This is a genomic window from Leptospira soteropolitanensis, assembly GCF_026151655.1.
In the GTDB taxonomy this organism is placed as follows: domain Bacteria; phylum Spirochaetota; class Leptospiria; order Leptospirales; family Leptospiraceae; genus Leptospira_A; species Leptospira_A soteropolitanensis.
Map to the genome: position 1 here is coordinate 1 of NZ_JAMQPN010000001.1, position 16,927 is coordinate 16,927.

The 16,927-nt window shown below is 36.5% G+C and carries 13 protein-coding genes; 8 read left to right on the forward strand and 5 right to left on the reverse strand.

The window, feature by feature from the left end; genetic code table 11:
• The 3 genes from ND811_RS00005 to ND811_RS00015 all read right to left on the reverse strand — a co-directional run.
• Window positions 1-818 (reverse strand): hypothetical protein (locus tag ND811_RS00005; protein WP_265365502.1); only part of this gene is annotated, 818 nt, incomplete at its 3' end.
• A 139-nt stretch (window positions 819-957) separates the two neighbouring features.
• Window positions 958-1,527, reverse strand: a complete 570-nt coding sequence (locus ND811_RS00010) for a hypothetical protein (protein WP_265350954.1) — start codon at window positions 1,525-1,527, stop codon at window positions 958-960.
• Between the two features lie 291 nt (window positions 1,528-1,818).
• A complete protein-coding gene (locus ND811_RS00015; RefSeq protein ID WP_265350953.1) occupies window positions 1,819-2,346 on the reverse strand; it encodes an ATPase in 528 nt (175 codons plus the stop codon).
• A 162-nt stretch (window positions 2,347-2,508) separates the two neighbouring features.
• Here ND811_RS00015 and ND811_RS00020 point away from each other — a divergent pair, with 162 nt between their 5' ends.
• The 7 genes from ND811_RS00020 (at window position 2,509) to ND811_RS00050 (ending at window position 13,275) form a co-directional block, all read left to right on the forward strand.
• Window positions 2,509-2,880 (forward strand): rod shape-determining protein, encoded by a 372-nt coding sequence (locus ND811_RS00020; RefSeq protein WP_265350952.1) that lies wholly within the window; start codon window positions 2,509-2,511, stop codon window positions 2,878-2,880.
• A 578-nt stretch (window positions 2,881-3,458) separates the two neighbouring features.
• Window positions 3,459-3,752, forward strand: coding sequence for a GIY-YIG nuclease family protein (locus tag ND811_RS00025; RefSeq protein WP_265350951.1), 294 nt, complete (start codon window positions 3,459-3,461; stop codon window positions 3,750-3,752).
• Between the two features lie 187 nt (window positions 3,753-3,939).
• The gene (locus ND811_RS00030; protein ID WP_265350950.1) at window positions 3,940-6,936 is read left to right on the forward strand and encodes an Eco57I restriction-modification methylase domain-containing protein; all 2,997 of its coding nucleotides are present in this window, start codon (window positions 3,940-3,942) and stop codon (window positions 6,934-6,936) included.
• A 15-nt stretch (window positions 6,937-6,951) separates the two neighbouring features.
• The gene (locus ND811_RS00035) at window positions 6,952-9,336 is read left to right on the forward strand and encodes an AAA family ATPase (protein WP_265350949.1); all 2,385 of its coding nucleotides are present in this window, start codon (window positions 6,952-6,954) and stop codon (window positions 9,334-9,336) included.
• Window positions 9,337-9,341: 5 nt separating this feature from the next.
• The gene (locus tag ND811_RS00040; RefSeq protein WP_265350948.1) at window positions 9,342-11,090 is read left to right on the forward strand and encodes an ATP-binding protein; all 1,749 of its coding nucleotides are present in this window, start codon (window positions 9,342-9,344) and stop codon (window positions 11,088-11,090) included.
• 1 nt (window position 11,091) lies between these two features.
• On the forward strand, window positions 11,092-12,129 hold the full coding sequence (locus tag ND811_RS00045; RefSeq protein ID WP_265350947.1) for a virulence RhuM family protein: 1,038 nt from the start codon (window positions 11,092-11,094) through the stop codon (window positions 12,127-12,129).
• A 741-nt stretch (window positions 12,130-12,870) separates the two neighbouring features.
• On the forward strand, window positions 12,871-13,275 hold the full coding sequence (locus ND811_RS00050; RefSeq protein ID WP_265350946.1) for a hypothetical protein: 405 nt from the start codon (window positions 12,871-12,873) through the stop codon (window positions 13,273-13,275).
• A 357-nt stretch (window positions 13,276-13,632) separates the two neighbouring features.
• On the opposite strand, the gene ND811_RS00055 is transcribed toward ND811_RS00050, so the two are convergent.
• Window positions 13,633-13,800, reverse strand: a complete 168-nt coding sequence (locus ND811_RS00055) for a hypothetical protein (RefSeq protein ID WP_265350945.1) — start codon at window positions 13,798-13,800, stop codon at window positions 13,633-13,635.
• Window positions 13,801-14,381: 581 nt separating this feature from the next.
• Here ND811_RS00055 and ND811_RS00060 point away from each other — a divergent pair.
• Entirely contained in the window at window positions 14,382-15,035 is a 654-nt protein-coding gene (locus tag ND811_RS00060) for a lysoplasmalogenase (protein WP_265350944.1), read from the forward strand.
• A 55-nt stretch (window positions 15,036-15,090) separates the two neighbouring features.
• Here ND811_RS00060 and ND811_RS00065 read toward each other — a convergent pair whose 3' ends face one another.
• Window positions 15,091-16,656 (reverse strand): methyl-accepting chemotaxis protein, encoded by a 1,566-nt coding sequence (locus ND811_RS00065; protein WP_265350943.1) that lies wholly within the window; start codon window positions 16,654-16,656, stop codon window positions 15,091-15,093.
• Window positions 16,657-16,927 lie beyond the last annotated feature (271 nt).

Sequence of the window (16,927 nt, forward strand, 5' to 3'; positions counted from 1 at the left end):
TTTACATTAAACTCGGAAAGCCTTCTAATTTTATGCGGCACCTGTATAATGGGAGAGATTAACTTTATTAATGTATCAAATTCATCCTTAATATTAAAATTAATATCTTTTATAGAATCATACAAAGAATCTGCGAGATAAGATCCACCTGGTGCGCCTGCCCAATTAAAAATGCACCGAATTCTTTTTTTTAAATCCGGTCTCCTTGAAAGTAAAAAAAGTAAGTCAGGCATGCCCTTACTATACGCAATCACAAATACATCCTTCGGCGGAATTGCATCTTTTTCAGGGATGAGATTTTCATTTGCATCTAGCCCCATTCCCCTTTCAATAGCATTTAGCAGATCAGCCATATTAGCCTCACAGCTTCTCATTGGATGAGAATCTGACTGTAAAATTCGGACACCGTATTCTCTTTCCAAATAGGGAAATGCATCCTGAAATGCCATAACAGGAAAAAGTCCGCTTAAAAAGCCAGGACAGAAAAGTAAGGTAGTATTTTTTAGATTTCCAAATTCTGCTTCGGGCATTTCCAGGTTCCATTCATTTGGACCCTCGTCCCTGAGGAATCGAGAGGCTATCTTTTGTTTGTCGCTTCTCTCATCTTTTCCACCAAAGAATTTTTTATGATTTGAAGCTTCGATTGCTTCTGGAAATTTAACAGCCTCGTTGATGAAGATATTTCTCCATCTCTTTGCACACCATTCTTTGACTTCTTGTTTTTTAAAATTTCTTTTATTCTTTTTGACTAAAGCCCTGACTTTTTTAATAAGATTTGGATAATCAGAAGCAATTAGATAATTACGAAGTTCAGTCATTGAATTTTAATCCTCAGCCCGATTTTTTAGTTTCCTTATCTCTCTTAAAGGATAAGGAAAATTTTATTGCTTTTTAAGGATAAAAAATCGGGGTGATTTACAAACTTTGTGATTCTAGACTAAATTCAAGTTTAAAATATTAAGGACACTCCACCAGGCTCCCAGGGTTAGTCGCGAAACTACCGAGAGGCTGCACTTTATTGAGAATGTACTGTTCTGTACTGGGTGTGGGAGTAGTTGTCAAATTCATCGCAGTAGTTTGTACATTTAATTTGCAAGCTGTTCCTCCACTAGTCCCAGCATTCTTGTCCACTAATGCAGGAAAGTCTAGTTTAGCTGGTAATGGAATTTCCTTTAAAATATTATTAACCAACGGAACTACCAGAGATTTGACGAGCGGGTCAACTACACTTCTGATTGCCTCGGGATCTAATCCATACGGATTTACAGTATTTCCCTCTCTCACGTCTAGAGAATAATAAAAATTATTGTATGGATCTATTTGTACAAAAAGTGCATTTAGATTATTGAATACAGGATTATTGGTAGGATTCGAAAACACCTTAAATCCAAAACTAGCAATGGCATCAATACTAACACGAACAGTGCTAATTGTGTAAAAGCAACTATTAGCTGTATCTCTTGCTGATATAGCTCCCGGTAAACATGGATAATCCGCAGTACTAGTTCTCTTTCCAACAATGGTCAATTGTAAATCAGTAAATATAGTCGCCTTTAAGCCGACTGGATTCCCATAATGAGCAATCTGTCACGAATATGGAATAACCATTCTTGAGTCGGGGGGACTGGTTCTTGGCAAAACTCTTACCAAGTTCCTATGTGGTGAATACTAGATGAAGCTCGCTACTTACCTGCGAAAACAGATTTCTTTGACTTTACTTTCCGAGTAATGAACTTCGTCTTAGTCTGAACTGCAAGTTTCTTTGCATACTTTGCGGCTTCATTCAAAGCCTTCTCCACAATTACTGAATCATTTAGATTATTTTTTTCTTTTTTCATTCTGTACATCACTTGATTCAATTAAAATTGGGGGTGTAACACTATTATCAAACACCTGCCAAGTTGTGACAATCTTTTTGTATGCGTCCAAATTCTCTAATCCACGATTAAACCTTCTTCGAATTACTTTTTCTGGAATGTTATGACCGCCCTGTTTCACGCGTTGCTTTACTCGATTGATTGCAAAATCTTGGCTTGGCAGACTCAGGAAAACTAGCCTAACATCATATCCACAGGCTTTCCAGATTCTGATTCGTCGTAGATAATTTTTTGAAGATAAAGTAGTTTCGAATGCAAAGTTTATTTTCTGTCCTACAAGCTGATCCATTTGTGTCAGTAGAAATCGACCTGCTTCCACTGCTGCAGCTTCAGGTTTTAGCGGAGCAAGTCCAGCAGCAATTGTATCAGCATTCAGATAGTGGGAGATTTCAGGCATAGAGCCCAAAAAAAATCGAGCAAAAGTTGTTTTTCCAGCTCCATTTGGTCCTGCAACAATCACAATTTTCATTTAGCAATCATTACCCATCAGATTTTACGGATCGGCAAGAATAAAAATCCCTACCCCCGCACCAGGGATTGCAGTGGAAATACTTTTCGCACCTGCGAAAAGATTGGAGCGGAAAGCCCGGTCGCGTATAAGTAAAGAGCACCCTAATCGAAAAAATGCGAGGTGCCCATTGCCTTCGCTGACAAACGTGTGGACACTATGGAAGTCAAAGGTCGTGACGCGATCTCTGGTCTTCCACGCACCCTCGAACTTGATTCTAACGAAATCCGTAAAGCCCTCAAAGAACCAACAGACGAAATCCTAGACGGAATCAAATCCGTATTGGAAAGAACTCCTCCAGAACTTGCCGCCGACATCGTAGAACGAGGAATCGTTCTCACAGGTGGTGGTTGCCTCCTTCGCGGTCTCGAACACTACCTCACCAAAGAAACGGGTGTGCCTGTCTTCCGTGCCGAAAACCCACTGACTTGTGTGGTGCTTGGAACGGGTCGTTACTTGGATGAATTGAAATACATCAAACCAGGGATAAGATAAGGAGTAGTTCGCCTTTCGCCTTTCGCCTTTCGATACGGCCTTCGGCCTACTCAAGGCTCGGCTTTGATGGTCGGATGTCGTTTCGGTATTTGATGCCATCGTTTCGGTCGTTGAGTAGCGAAGCGTATCGAAACGATCGAAACGACGAAACGAGAAACAACGCCAAGACTAGATGTTTGCAGGAAGGGAGCCAGGAATGGATCCCTTTTTTATTTTGGGCGCACAGTTCCGGCTCTCCCTAAGGCGAGGGCGCTCGCTTCGCTGGTCGATCCAGGGTGCAGGGTTTGTTGGTAAAAAGGTTAAACTTTTTAGAACCAAAATGATTTCTTTTTAGCTTATTTGGTGAAGAAGAGTTCGCCTTTCGATACGGCCTTCGGCCTACTCAAGGCTCGGCTTTGTTGGTCGGATGTCGTTTCGGTATTTGATGCCGTCGTTTCGGTATTTGATGCCGTCGTTTCGGTATTTGATGCCGTCGTTTCGGTCGTTGAGTAGCGAAGCGTATCGAAACGCGAAACGATCGAAGCAACAGACAACGGAAACCACAAAGACTACCAGCAAGAAATGAAGGTAATATTTTTATGGGATACATGTATATTTTAGTTTGTTCGGATGGATCGTATTACACTGGTAGTACGAAGTATTTAAATAGAAGGCTTGATCAACACCAAAGGGGCGAGGGATCAAATTACACAAAGAAACGATTGCCTGTAAAATTAATTTACTTTGAAGCATATACAAGGATTGACCATGCTTTTTATCGAGAAAAACAAATACAAGGTTGGTCGCGGAAGAAAAAAGAGTCTCTGATGCGCCAAGACTTCAAGGAACTAAAAATTTTAGCTAAAAAAATATGGAGCGCAGATCAGAGATAAAAGTCTAATTCCATTTATAAAAAATTTAATTTGCTTTATTCGGGAAATTAGAATCGAAGCCATAACTGTCATTTAGTATAAATTTGTTCTTTTCCGCAATTGAATCCCCGTTAGACTTTGTTTTTGTCCTAGGTTTATGGTACATTAATATTCTTTTAGGACAAGAAATCTTAACTTTGGCATTTTTATGAAAGAAAACTTACTCAAATTAAAAGAACTAACAGACCTTTTCCAATCCAATCTCAAAGAATATAAAAATGCCAAATATGATGAAGCCAATACTCGTACCCAATTCATAGACAGATTCTTTGAATTGCTCGATTGGGATATAGCCAACAAACAAGGGTTTTCCGAATCCTATAAAGATGTGGTTCGTGAAGACAAAGTCATCATTGAAGGGAAACCAAAAGCGCCAGATTATAGTTTTCGTGTAGGTGGAGTGAGAAAATTTTTTTTAGAGGCAAAAAAGCCTTCAGTCAACATTAAAGACGAAATTGAACCAGCTTTCCAGATTCGACGTTATGGTTATACCGCCAAACTTCCTTTATGTGTTTTGACTGATTTTGAAGAATTTGCCATTTATGATACAAGAATCAAACCCAACAAAAATGATAAAGCCGGGGTTGGACGGGTCTTCTATTGTACATTTGATGAATATGAAAAGAACTTCGAATTTATATACAATACATTTTCCAAATCAGCAATTCTCAAAGGTAGCTTTGACCAATTTGCGGTAGAAAATAAATCGAAAAAAGGAACCTCGGAAGTTGATAAAGAATTTTTATCAATGATTGAAGGTTGGCGGGAGTCCCTTGCCAAAAACTTGGCACTTAGAAACCAGGATTTGGATGTTTTTTCTTTAAATACTGCCGTACAAATCTTAATCGATCGAATCATATTCTTACGGATTGCGGAAGATCGCAATATGGAAAAGTATGGGATGTTACTTGAGGCAACCAAAACATCCAAAGAAAACAGTGACTCTGCTTATACAAAGTTCAACCAAATCTTTCTAAATGCAAACTCAAAATACAATTCAGGTTTGTTCCACCCAGAACCTTGGATCCAAAATCTACAGGTTGATGATAAAGTTTTTCAATCCATAGTCAGTAATCTTTATTACCCAGAATGTCCGTACGAATTGTCCGTAATGCCCATTGAAATTTTGGGAAATATCTATGAACAATTTTTAGGAAAATCCATTCGCCTCACCTCTTCCCATCAGGCCAAAGTGGAAGAAAAAGAAGAAGTTCGCAAAGCTGGCGGAGTTTATTACACACCTCAATACATTGTAGACTATATCATCGAAAGCACACTTGGAGAAAAATTGGAGGGATTGGATTTGTATTCCCATCCCAAACTTTCTCTACTCGATCCGGCATGTGGTTCAGGAAGTTTTCTTGTGGGCGCCTATACATTTTTACTCCATCAATATTTGGAAGCCTATACCGATCCAAAACGAATCGACAAAGCATTAAAAACAGGTCTGATCTACCAAGTCTCCGCAAATACCTACCGTTTGAGCATCACGGTCAAACAAACCATACTCCTCAACCATATCTACGGAGTAGATATTGATCCACAAGCTGTTGAGGTCACAAAACTCTCGCTACTTCTGAAACTGATGGAAGATGAAAATACGGAAAGTGCAGAACAGTTGTTCAAACACTCCCAAGTCAAACTCCTTCCCGACCTTTCAGGAAATATCAAATGTGGAAATTCGCTCGTTGATAAAGACTTCTATGAAGACAAAAATCTTTCTCTTTTTGGAAAAGAAGAAATGCGAAAGGTAAACACTTTCGATTGGAAAGAAAATTTTCCAAAAGTATTTGCTGATGGTGGATTTGATGTGATCGTAGGAAACCCTCCCTATGTCAGACAAGAAATTTTAGGAGAAGAGTTCAAAACGTACGCTAAAAAAAGATTCACAACTTTTGCCGGAACCGCAGACCTTTATGTGTATTTCATTGAAAAAGCCCTCTCTCTTCTCCACCCCAAAGGGATTTATTCCATCATTGTGGCCAACAAATGGATGCGGGCCAATTACGGAGAAAACTTACGAAAATTTTTAAAAACCAAACGCATCTATAAAATCATCGATTTTGGTGACTTACCAGTTTTCAAATCGGCCACCACTTACCCTTGTATCTTAAAACTGAGCAATGAAAAACCCAAAAATTTGAGCGTTGCCCAATTGAAAACTCTGGACTTTGTTTCCTTGAAAGATGCGGTGAAGAAAAATTCGTATACAGTCGATTTACAATCATTAGAAGACAAAGGATGGTCGCTCTCTAACCAAAAGGAATCTGCACTTTTAGATAAAATTAAGAAGGCAGGGATTCCACTCGGAGAATACGTAGAGGGGAAAATCTATTACGGAATTAAAACGGGTCTTAATGAAGCCTTTGTGATTGATGAAACAACAAAGAATCGTTTGGTGGCGGAGGATCCGAAGAGTGCAGAAGTGATTAAGCCGTTTTTGGAAGGCAAGGATATCAAAAGATATGCTCCACTTTCTCCAAAAAAATATGTTTTGTTTATTCCATGGCATTTTCCTCTTCACAAGGATAAGTCTATTAGTGGTTCCTCAAAAAAAGCGGAAGGCGAATTTAAAAAAATATATCCAGCAATATATAATCATTTATTAAAATTCAAATCTAAATTAGAGAATCGAAACAAAGCTGAAACAGGTATTCGATACGAGTGGTATGCTTTACAACGATGTGCAAATACATATTTTGAAGAGTTCGAGAAAGAGAAGATAGTATTTCCAGACATCTCAACGAGAGGAAATTTCACATTTGATGTGAATAATAGTTATCTTGTGAATACTTGTTATATAATTCCCCAAAAAGATATTTTCCTTTTAGCGATTATTAATTCAAAACTAATTACTTGGTATTACGGAAAACTAACTTCCACCATTCGAGGAGGATATTATCGATGGATACATCAATATGTCTCCGAAATAAGGATTCCAAAAAAAAATCATGAGTCTTTATTCATCGAACTGGTAAATCAACTGACAAATGTCATAAAAGATATGGAAAATTCAAAAACAGACTCTGACAAAAAACATTTAGAACATAAGGCGGAACTTTTGGACAAACAAATTGATGCGCTCGTGTATCAGTTGTATGGGTTGGATGAGGAAGAGATTGCGATTGTGGAAGGGGCGGTGTGAAGGGGGTGGGTAAAAATGATAACTAAGTTCAAAAGCATAAAGAATTTTGCAGTATTCCAAAATTACGATTGGGACACTGCGGTATGCGATGGAGCTGGCACTGTTCAACTATTTAAGGAAATCAATGTTATTTATGGTAGAAACTATTCTGGCAAAACCACCTTATCAAGAGTTATTAGGGCTTTAGAAAAAGGTACAATTTCAAATAAGTATGAAAACCCAGAATTTGAAGTTGGTATAAAGGACTTAGAAGATGCAACACAAGTCAATCTTACATCACACGGAAAAAAGATAAGAGTATTTAACGAAGATTTTGTAAAGGATAATCTTCGTTTTATAGTCAATCCAGATGAAAGCATTAACCCCTTTGCTATTCTAGGCGGCAATGCAGACATAGAGGCTGAAATAGAAGCTTTTAAATTAATCCTTGGAAAAGACGATGAGGGTATCGAATCAGGCCTTTATCTTGAATTGAAAAACGCAAAGGAAATTGCAGAGAACTCTAAACAAGCTTATGAGTCAGCTAATTCAGTCCTCAATCAGCAGTTGAGCAATAAAGCTACCAATAACCCTAACGGAATTAAATACAAATCTGACCGTTTTGGTGACCAAAATTACAACATAAGCAAGCTTAAAGATGAAATAGCCATTGTTACTGAATCAAGTTTTACTCCTTTAACAGATACCCAAGTTGCAGAAAAAGACACTTTACTGAAAGAAAATGTTAATCAAGATGTTAGGGAACTACCAAAACATAATATTGATATTTCAACTATTTCAAGTAAAGCGGAAGCACTTATAACAAAACCAATAAGTAGTTCAGATAAAATTGAACAATTGGTGAAAGATTCTATCTTAAATCGTTGGGTAAATGAAGGAAAACAACATCATAAAGGCAAATTAGCAAAATGTTCTTTTTGTGGAAGTGATATAACTGATGAAAGATGGAAAGTACTTGATAGCCATTTTGATGAAGAATCAGAAAAACTTGAAAAAGAAATTAATGTTTTGCTTGATGATATTCAGCAACAGATTGTAGCACTTGCTAATTGTTTGAAATTGAATAAAGTGCTGTTTTACTCCAAATTTCATAAGGATATTGACCGTCTTATTGCTCTTCGACAATACGTTATTGACAGCATAAAATTAGAACTAGAAAAGATTTCTGAACAATTAGCCAATCGGAAGAATGACCTGCTAAACACCAAAATATTTATGCCAGTAAAAGACAATAGCAAACGTCTTGACTGGATTTGGCAAATTTTTGAAAACGTTCGAACGCAAGCAAACACTTATAGCACATTACTCGGTGACGAACAAACTGAGGCAAAGAGGTTGTTGCGTTTGAGAGAAGTATGCGACTTTGCAAATTTGATTCAGTATTCAACCGAAGCATTAAGAATTGATGCATTAAAGAAAATTGCTGATACCAAAGCACACGAAAAAGCAGACATTGATTCAAAAATTCAAAAACAAATCAAGGCGATTGAAGATAAAGAGCGATTAATGAAGGATGAGGAAAAAGGAGCTTTGAAGGTAAATGAATATCTCAACAATTTTTTTGGACACGACTTTCTTACGTTAAAAGCATTAGAAGAATCTGACCAATTCGGAGGCAAAAAAATTCGCTTTGAAATAATCAGAAACGGCAAAAAAGCCCACCATTTAAGCGAAGGTGAATGCAGCCTAATTGCTTTCTGTTACTTTATGGCAAAACTTGAAGATATTGAAACAAAAGGGAGTAAGCCGATCATTTGGATTGATGACCCTATTTCAAGTCTAGACAGTAACCATATTTTTTTCATTTATAGTCTTATTAACTCCGAGATTGTAGCAAAACAGGAGTTTGAACAATTATTTATTTCCACACATAATCTTGATTTTTTGAAATATTTAAAGAGACTCCCGAATAGTGGAAAAACTCAATTTTTCATAGTAATTCGAGAAGCTCAAAAGAGCCATTTTAAATTAATGCCAAAATATCTAAAAGATTATGTAACCGAGTTTAATTTCTTATTTCATCAAATTTATTTGTGTGCAAATGCTAATATAAGTGATGAAGCTAATTATTCCACTTACTACAATTTTGGAAATAATGCCCGAAAGTTTTTAGAAGCTTTATTGTTTTATAAATACCCATCAAGGATTGACAACGATACCCGAAATGCAAATTCAAAAAGGTTACTAAAATATTTTGGAAATAATAATCAAGCAACTGTACTAACCGACAGAGTGAACAACGAGCTTTCTCACTTAGAGGAGATTTTTGATAGGGGAATGATTCCAGTTGATATTCCAGAATTAAAAAAAGTAGCTCAATTTATATTGGATAAGATAAAGGAAAATGACAATGACCAATATGATGCATTATTGGAGAGCATTGGGGAAGTCACTAATTAACTTCTATGGCTCGATTTAAAGTTGATACCCGGCTTGCATTGATATTAGGAGAGAATTACCGTTCTACAGAACTGGCACTAAAAGAGCTGGTCGATAATGCCTGGGATGCTGATGCAGAAAATGTTAGGATCAATCTACCTCAAGCATTGGAAGATGGACCAATTATTATCTCTGATGATGGTTGTGGGATGACAACCAAAGAGTTGGAAAATGAATATCTTGTAATTGCTAGTGACCGTATAGCAAGAAAAGGTGAAAAGACTCAAAAGAAGAATAGAAAAGTTAAGGGACGAAAAGGAATTGGAAAATTTGCTGGTTTGGTCACTGCAAATACAATGGAAATCCAATCCAAGGCACGAGGAATTCAAACATCATTAATAATAAAAAAAGAGGTTTTATTGCAGTCCAAAAGAGAACTCGAAAAAATACAATTGCCTACTATTACGACCAAAGTTAAGGACACAGACAATGGAACGGCAATAATTCTTTCAGACCTCAATCAGAATTTCGTATTTCCTAGCATTGAAAAAATGAAATCAATTTTAATGTTTGAATATGGAAGACAGTCTGACTTCAAGATTTTTGTGAATGATCAATTGGTTGGGGTAGAGGATTTACCAGGGGAGACTTTTGTTAAGCATTTCGAATTGGAAGATGTAGGAGAAGTTAATTTAAAGTTTACGATTTCCGAGGAGAAACCTTTAAAGAACCCAGGGATAGTAGTAAAAGTAAATGGTAAAGTTATTGGAAAGCCTAGTTTTTTTGGGTTGGAAGATAATGAAAACATCCCTGGAAAGTTGTTAAAGCGTGTTTATGGAGAAGTAGAAGCAGATGGTTTGGCGAACGATGTGACTGCCGACTGGGGAGCGATAATTGAGAACAGTAATGCGTTTCAAGATGTTACTCAAGAAGTTCATGCAATTGTAGAAAAAGAAGTCAAGAAAACTTTCAATCGAGAAGTTAATCTTCAAAAAGCCAGAATTCAAAAGAAAATAAATTCACAACTCCAAAAATTACCAGAGAATCGAAGAGAATATGCAAAAAAGACATTAGAGAGAATTCTTCAAAGATTTTCTTATGAAAACGATGAAAGAATTAATACTATTATTTCCGTTATACTTGATGCTTTGGAATATGATGAATATTGGCTTGTAATCCAGAATATTGAAAGTGCACAAAAAGGAGATATATTCAAGCTTGCTGACGCCTTATCTGAGTTTGGTTTAATTGATATGGCGAATATTGCAATACAAGCGAAACGAAGATTAAAATTATTAGATGAAATTCAAAAACTTATAGAAGATGACAATACTTTAGAAATCACAATTCATAAGGCATTAGAAAAGAACCTTTGGGTATTTGGTAGCCATTATTCTTTTATGGCGTCTAATGAATCTCTTAAGAGTATAGTAGAGAATAAAATACTTAGTAAATATCAAGGTGACAAAAAAAAGAAAAGACCTGATTTACTTCTATCTGCCGACTTTTCTGAAAGGTATCTCCTTTTAAAATTTAAAAGATCCAATCATAAAATTGATCGAGATGATGAAAACCAAGCTGAAAAATACAGAGATGAATTACATCAATACTTAACTTCTGGCAAGATAGAAATAATAGTAATTGGCGGGAAGAAGGATTCAAAAATCGATTCAAAATACCAAGATGGATCGATAGTAATATCAAGTTACTACGAGATCATATCTAAAGCCAGAACAGAGTTAGAATGGTTAATTCGGGAATTGGGAAATAACTAAAATGGAAGATAATCCCTCGAACTCCTCCCAATTTCTCCTCTACCAAAACCAAACAGGTGATATCCAGATTGATGTTCGCTTGGAAGATGAGACGGTTTGGTTGACTCAAGTACAGATTTGTGAACTCTTTCAGAAATCCAAATCTACCATCAGTGAACATATCAAAAATGTATTCTCCGAAGGTGAATTAGATGAAAAAGTGGTTGTTCGGAAATTCCGAACAACCACTCCCCACGGCGCCATTCCAGAAAAAACCCAAGATATTGAAGTAAATGGCTACAACCTTGATGTCATCATATCCGTAGGGTATCGCGTAAAATCTCCCCAGGGCACTCAATTTCGAATCTGGGCGACGAAACGGCTAAAAGAATACATAACCAAGGGTTTTGCTTTAAACGATGAGAGGTTCAAGAAAGGCAATTCCATGAATTACTTCAACGAATTGCAAGAACGCCTTCGTGAGATTCGACTTTCAGAACGATTCTTTTACCAGAAAATCAAAGATATTTATACAACGAGCATTGACTATGACCCAAAAGATGAAAAATCTATAGAGTTTTTTAAGGTAGTGCAAAACAAACTTTTATGGGCAATCAGTGAACAGACGGCCGCCGAACTCGTGTTCAAGCGAGTGAATGCAGAAACTCCTCTTTTGGGTATGGTTTCGTTAGATAAGAAAAATCCCAACTCAATTCGTAAATCGGATGTTAGTGTTGCGAAGAACTATTTGCAAGAAGACGAAATCAAATTGCTTGGGCTTCTCGTTGAACAATATCTTGCTTTTGCTGAAACAATGGCACAACAAAGAGTTCCCATGTATATGAAAGATTGGATCGCAAGGCTCGATACAATTCTACAATTGAATGGTAGAGAACTCCTGACCCATGCAGGTCAAATCAGTCACGAAATGGCATTGAAAAAATCAGAAGAAGAATATGAAAAATATAGGCTCACTCAAAAAACGAAAGAGAAAGAAGAAAGCCTGAAAGAATTGGAAGAAGATATAAAAAAATTAGAAATAAAGCAGGATCCAAAGTGACAAAAGATTTTAGTGTTTGAGAACAGTCGAACTTTGTAATTGCATTACTATATGACCAAAATTCTTAAAGATGCAAGTCCTGAGTCGGTAAAGGCTGGGGAACAATTTATCCAATGAATCAAATCCGGGATCATTATAAAAAACACTCTTCAAGGCAATTCGGATAAATATCCTCTCAATAAAGCCGCTGAAAATTTCACTTTCCATCTAGAATCGGAAGATTTTAGAAAATTGATCAACAATCAATAGTTATATTAAAATCCCCTCCCCGCACCAGGGATTAATCCGCAGCGACCATAGGAGCGAGGATACAAGCAAACTGAAAGTTTGACTTGGTGAGTGAGCGCAGAGAACTCAACACTTGATAGACTTGAACTCAGTTGCAACTGAATCTCCGAGATCAATACAAAAGAAGTAAAAAGCAAAATGTGGAAATCCTTTTCGCGTATGCGAAAAGATTGAAACGGAAAGCCCGGTCGCTTACAAAACACAATCAAAATTAACCTAACGATTGCGAGGTGCCCAAAATCGAAAATACCTTCCTAGACGGAATCACAAAATGATTGGCGAAAGCTCATGTTTAACTTTCGGACAGCAGTATTTTTCTTTCGACTTATTATAAATCAAAGTTATATCTATTGATTTCTTGAAAGCTTTTAAAGACCAAGTTTTACCAATAGAATAAAAGAATTTTAACCCCATCTAACTTTTTTTATTTGACTTTACTGAAATCAAGTTATCATGGAAAGCAAATCGGGAGATATAAGCTTGAAGCGAATTCATTTAGTAATGATTGGTATACTTACTTTTTCTATTTTAAATTGTGCAACAGCACGAGTTGTTAGTTCAAAACCGGGTGAAGGTGGAACTGTCGCTCTTACGCAAGGAATATTAAAATCTGCAGAAGCGAAAGCGGAAGCAAATAATTTTATGGCAACTAACTGTGGTTCAAAACAAGTTAAAATTTTACAAGAAGGAGAAGTAGTGGTTGGAACGACAACGAATGTAAATCAAAATACAAACGTAAATGCGCAAAGAAATAATTCTAGTTTTACAAAATCAAATACAAATATATCCGTTTCAACTGCTCAAACTTCTAACACTAGAAATATTACAGAATGGCAAATCGAGTATGCCTGCGAATAGAAAATAGATACATAACAGATTCTCTTTCAATTCCGGCAAGAATCTGGGTGGTACTCAATATTTTTTTTGTTGAAATCAGGAAGTTGGAGCTTGCAGACAAAACTTATATTTGGGCTCGAATTGAAAATGTCATTCTTTCGCTATCGTTTTATTGGCGTCATTAAAACTTCCAGTGTCTGTCGTTGGTTTTTTCGTAGTTTCATTGGGCAATCGCTAAATTCTTATCCTAGTGATTGCGAGGTGCCAGTCGTGCCGATTGGATTTCTATCCTTCGATAAATTTAGAACAAGTCATGCACAACCTGTCCCAAAAACCGAGCAACTATTTTCGTTTGAATCTGATTCCAAAACTATCCGACTACCAAAACCCGATTCCCATCACTAAAAGCACAAGACCGATCACGAGTGCAAAAAACCCATCGGCAACAAAGTCTCCTAAGTGATATGGAGGCCTATTCCAATGTAAGATGGTGGAAAATCGATGTTCTTTGCCTTCCACCTCAACCAAAATTTCTAAAGAGTGCAAAGGGACTTCCCCAAGTGGTTTATGATTTTACATACCCACGGGAAACTCTTAAAGATAACAAGAGTTGACATTTAAAAGAAAACGTTAAACATCTTCATAGTCAATTATAATCATATGCCGATAGCCAACTGTTGCATTAATGATATAAAAATTACAAACAAACAACTTGAGACGCTTACAAAAGAGTGGGCCGAAACAATTGACGTTGATTTGAAAGACATCTGCCTTCCCATTATAGATGTTTCTCAACAGGCAGGTCAAAACTACAAAGTAATGGTAATCCTATTTCTACCTTCTCTTTGAGATAAACCAAATATTGAAAGAATACAACTTAGCTTAGACAAGTTATTGAAAAAACATTTAAAGTTAGGAGAATCAGACGTTTTCATTATTACAAATACAGTTCATTCAGGAAATGTAACTGAAAATGGAAACATAGTAAAATGGGAATAAATTCTAGTCATATTACTAATGTTAATGATTTGAATTGATCCTTCTGAATCAAACTAGCAGAACCAGTTTTTTTGCTTGCTACAGATGAAGATTAAAGTTCTTCTAAAGGATGGCAAAGGATTTTCTCAATGGAACAGAATCTCATACTAATAGCAGCACTCCCACTCCTTGCGGGCCTTCTCTACTTTGAAAAAAAAGAATCTATAAAGGGACTCTTAAGTGTTAAACCAGTTTTATCAGCACTTTTTGTTGTGACTGCATTTCTACAAATTCAAGAATATTCACTTTATCATTCTCTCATCCTATCTGGTTTGATTTTAAGCCTTATCGGAGACATCTGTCTGATTTTTTTCTTCCATAAAAAAGTTTTTACAGCAGGGCTTGGAGCATTTCTCACAGGTCATGTCATGTATACAATTGCCTTTTCCCAGTTGGGCGAGATAGGATGGATTATGGCTATTGTGGGTTCTATTTGTATTCTTATCAGTACTACTATTTTTATAAAGCTAAAGTCAAGCCTTGGGAACATGAAATTACCAGTAGTGGGTTATATTTTGATTATCACTGCAATGGTTTTGGGTGCTAGTTCCTTCTGGGACCAAAAAACACTCAATATCACGGGACGTTCTCTAGTGTTAGGTGGTGCAATACTTTTCTACATTTCTGATATTTTTGTGGCACGCCACAGGTTCGTTCAGAAAGAATTTCTGAATCGAGCGATTGGTCTTCCCATGTATTATTCTGCACAATTTATGATCGCATTTTCAACTGGATATCTTTGATATCTGCCTATTGTCCAAGACTGCAATAAACTCTCCGGTGATTTTACCATCGATCCTATATGTGTTTCGCCAATCGCTCTGATTGTTTTGAGAGTCCATCCACATTTTCACGCAAGTGGGAAGTATTAGATGCAAGTGACGAAGCAGATTGTTCAATCGATACAAGGGCTCTCGACATTTCTTGTGTACCAGTTTTTTGTTCTGATGCCAAAACTTCCAATTGTTTGGAAAGTGAAAACAATTCCTGGAATGAATTCAAAAAAGATTTATGTATCGATGTTTGTCTTTCAACTTTAGTTTTTAAATCAGAAAGGTTTGAGACTAGAATACCGAAACTTTTGTCTTGGATTCCCATTTTTTCTTTTGTTTCTGAGGCTGCGGTGTTTCCACTTACAATTTGTTTGGCTGCTTGCGTAATGATTTTTGAAATTAATGATGCGTTTTCTTGTGCACTATCGGCAAGTTTGGCAACTTCTTGAGCTACTACTGCAAATCCTCTTCCATGTTCACCAGCGCGCGCAGCCTCGATTGAAGCATTTAACGCAAGCAAGTTGGTTCGATCAGCAATATCTCGTAATATTTGATTAACTTCTTCTACTTTCTGAAAACTTTCTTTGATTTCTTCAAAATTGGAACTTACCGAATCCATAGCAGTGGTTACTTGAACGCTATATTGTTTGGATTCATCTGTGGTTTGGGCCAAATTGATGGTTGATGTGTAAACTTCAGACAAAATTTTATCCATGACCGAACTTTCTTGGTTTAAGTCATCAATTCTTGTAAATTGTGATTTTACGAAATCGCTTGCACTATCCATTGAAGCAGCAAGTTCTTCCATAGATGCACTGATCTCTTCAACACTTGAAACTTGCGTTTGGATTTCAGAATTCAAAGAATCCATAAATTTCAACATTTCCCGGACACTATTATTCAGTGTTTCTGCTTCTTGCTGGATATTTTGTTTTGTTTGAGTTGCAGATTCTGATTGTAGCTTTGCTTCTTCGGCAGACTTTGTTGCTTCATTGCTAGAATTCGACATAAATTTTACAACGGCACTCATCATATGCACACCGCAAATCAAAGCAATGGTATTAATTCCAATAAATGGAATGCCGAATTGATTGGCAGCAGTAGCAATAAATTTAATTTCAGCACCACCTTTTACCCCTAAAAAAACGTATAAAAGTAAACTGAAGATTGCAATGTATCCAACTGTCATAGTTAGGCGGTATGACAAAAGAAAACCTGAGTAAATAACGACGAATAGAAGCACCAACATTACGAATGGTAATGTTGCAATCGAAACCTTTTCTGCTGGTGTTTTGGACATAATGACCACAATGGCAAAAACACTGGAGTAAATGATGATATCGAGTAAAATGGAGATGTAGGCAAATTTTAAATAGAATTTTTGTTTTTTATAAAGCAAAAAAGTATAAACACCATAAGATAAAACCACAAATTCTAGAAATGAAAGTGTGAGGCTCATGGTTCGTTCGGTTGTAGGAATCGCTACCATAAAGAAAATATTGATAGTTAGCATCACGATCGCAAAAGAAATGCGAATGGTGTTCGCTATCATACTTCCTTTTTCTAAGTAGTTTCCAGTAACAGATGACATTGCGTAAAATCTCCAGTATAACCAGACGATTTTTTTTTAAAGAATTTCGCCATGATTTAGGTTTTATTTTAAAGAATGGTCGCGGATCGTCAAAATGATTTCGCTATATTTGTTCAGATTTTGCACAACTAAGAATGATAAAACATACAGAGTTAACTACAAAGTATGAAATAAATATGCTTTTTGCCTGTTAAATTCACTGATAGTTGGAGCAAAGACTTCCATAGCATTTTATGAAAAAAAGAGAACCAATACATCGAAAGCCATGTTT

Excerpts from the sequence above, each read along its gene's own strand:
- ND811_RS00015 (WP_265350953.1), bottom strand. The coding sequence starts at position 2,346 with ATGAAAATTGTGATTGTTGCAGGACCAAATGGAGCTGGAAAAACAACT.
- ND811_RS00025 (WP_265350951.1), top strand. The coding sequence starts at position 3,459 with ATGGGATACATGTATATTTTAGTTTGTTCGGATGGATCGTATTACACT.
- ND811_RS00030 (WP_265350950.1), top strand. The coding sequence starts at position 3,940 with ATGAAAGAAAACTTACTCAAATTAAAAGAACTAACAGACCTTTTCCAA.
- ND811_RS00035 (WP_265350949.1), top strand. The coding sequence starts at position 6,952 with ATGATAACTAAGTTCAAAAGCATAAAGAATTTTGCAGTATTCCAAAAT.
- ND811_RS00040 (WP_265350948.1), top strand. The coding sequence starts at position 9,342 with ATGGCTCGATTTAAAGTTGATACCCGGCTTGCATTGATATTAGGAGAG.
- ND811_RS00045 (WP_265350947.1), top strand. The coding sequence starts at position 11,092 with ATGGAAGATAATCCCTCGAACTCCTCCCAATTTCTCCTCTACCAAAAC.
- ND811_RS00050 (WP_265350946.1), top strand. The coding sequence starts at position 12,871 with ATGGAAAGCAAATCGGGAGATATAAGCTTGAAGCGAATTCATTTAGTA.
- ND811_RS00060 (WP_265350944.1), top strand. The coding sequence starts at position 14,382 with ATGGAACAGAATCTCATACTAATAGCAGCACTCCCACTCCTTGCGGGC.
- ND811_RS00065 (WP_265350943.1), bottom strand. The coding sequence starts at position 16,656 with ATGTCATCTGTTACTGGAAACTACTTAGAAAAAGGAAGTATGATAGCG.